Here is a 2,100-nt window from a genome sequence, read left to right on the forward strand (position 1 = left end):
AAACTAAATATAATTTTTCTAACTTAGTTGTTGCACTTAAACTACTGCATACTCATTTTTCAGTCTTACTTAATCTGCCTCGATGATAAATTTTCTTTTGGATTAAGTATTGATCCTGATTTTGAGTAATAAATAACGGAGAACTTTCTTCTATGACATTGCTAAACTCCAAACCATACCATGAAATAGGTGAGGCCGTAATTTTCTGCAAATAGATGCGCCCACCAATTAATCTTCTATCTAACGAGCTTAACTTATCATTGACAATTAAATCTGCTGGTTGTTCCTTTATAATAACAAACTTAAAGTCGCCGACTTTCCGTTGTCGCTCTGTTGAATACGTGGGTATTTGTGGTTCTAAAATACCTTGTTCCACTAGATGATTTACAACTTGATGTAAATAGACACTAACGGATTGAGGTTTCCTAAACCCTAAGTAAAATTGAACGTTAACAACATTATGCGTCTCAAGTAAATCAACTGTATAATTACTTTCATAAGGTGCATTGGTTTCATTGACTGTAACAAACCAATAAACTTTAGCTCTTTTAGGTTGTCTGTCGAGAATAGAATACATGGTGCTACGCTTAATTTGGTAATCACCCTTAATTTTAGTCATATACACTAAGTTAGTCGTGAACAAAGGTACTGTATTGTCTGCGCTTAATTTAGAGAGTTGATCACGATAGTCAAGAAGTGAAACATACTCGCTTTCTTTCTCATAATGGTCTCTTCGTTTATTTCCAAAGTACCAAAGCCACATAATATAAAGAATGCCCAACATGATTGTTAACGTAACATAACCGCCATGAATAAACTTAACCAAACTTGAAATTAGAAAGATTAACTCAATAAAGCCAAAAAACAAGGCAATTATAAGTGCTGTTCCCTTAGCCAGGTGTTTCTTTAAGAATTCATGCAAAAGCACAGTAGTCATAAGCATGGTAATAGTGATCGCTAAACCATACGCGGCCTCCATTTTTTGTGAACTACCAAAGAACCAGACTACACTAATTGTTATTATACATAGCATCCAGTTAACAGTTGCAATATAAATTTGATTTTTTATATTACTTGGATGTCTAATAACCATTCTAGGTAAAAATTTTAAGCCAATTGCTTCATTGACTAAAGTGTAAGAACCCGTAATCAACGCTTGAGAGGCAATAATTGCAGCGAGTGTGGCTAGCAAAATGCCAACTAGGCGCCAAGTTCCGGGGAGCATTTCATAAAAGGGATTTAAGTTCGATAAGTTCCTGTAAGCAGTATCACCTGCATGTCTAATTATCCAAGCACCCTGACCTAAGTAATTTAAAAATAGGGTACTATATACTAGTGGCCATGTTACATAAATATTCTGCTTGCCAACGTGACCCATATCGGAATATAAAGCCTCTGCTCCTGTGGTTGCCAAAAAGATACTTCCAAGTATAAAGATTCCCACTTTGTTAACTGGACTGAATAGTACCCTAATTGCATAATAAGGAGAAATAGCCTTCAATATCATTGGATAATTGATTAGATTAACGATTCCAAAGACAGCCAAAAAGCCAAACCATAAAATCATCACTGGTCCAAAGGATTTCCCAATCACACCTGTTCCAAAACGTTGAATCATAAATAATACGAGTAGAACAACTGTTGTGATAATCAAGACGTTATGTTGAGAATTACTAAACACCACAGGGCCAAGGTGTTGTTTTTTTAATCCCTCAATGGCTGAAGTCACAGTTACTGCAGGAGTTAATGTTCCATCGGCCAAAATGGCCGCCCCACCAATCAAGGCTGGCCAAATTAACCATTTTGAATTTTTTCGAACCAATGCATATAAAGCAAAAATTCCGCCCTCACGCTTATTATCGGCTTGCATTGCAATGACAACATACTTCAACGTTGTAATGATCATTAATGTCCAAAAAATCAACGAGATCGATCCAATCACGTAATTGGGAGAAATATTTCCCATTTTACCGGCGTCACCAATCAATGCATTCATAACATACAATGGTGAAGTGCCAATATCACCGTACACAATTCCTAAAGTAACAAGTGCCCCCGCAAAAGAAACACGTTCTAGTTGCTTATTCATATTTGCTTGCC

The 2,100-nt window shown here is 36.1% G+C and carries 1 protein-coding gene; it reads right to left on the minus strand.

The window, feature by feature from the left end; translation table 11 throughout:
- Nucleotides 1–52: 52 nt before the first annotated feature.
- Nucleotides 53–2,089 carry a KUP/HAK/KT family potassium transporter gene (locus ACKTSF_RS14400; protein ID WP_061777579.1) on the minus strand — a complete coding sequence of 679 codons (2,037 nt, stop codon included), beginning with the start codon at nt 2,087–2,089 and terminating at the stop codon, nt 53–55.
- Between the last annotated feature and the right edge of the window lie 11 nt (nt 2,090–2,100).

Source organism: Levilactobacillus muriae (assembly GCF_045862015.1).
GTDB lineage: Bacteria > Bacillota > Bacilli > Lactobacillales > Lactobacillaceae > Levilactobacillus > Levilactobacillus muriae.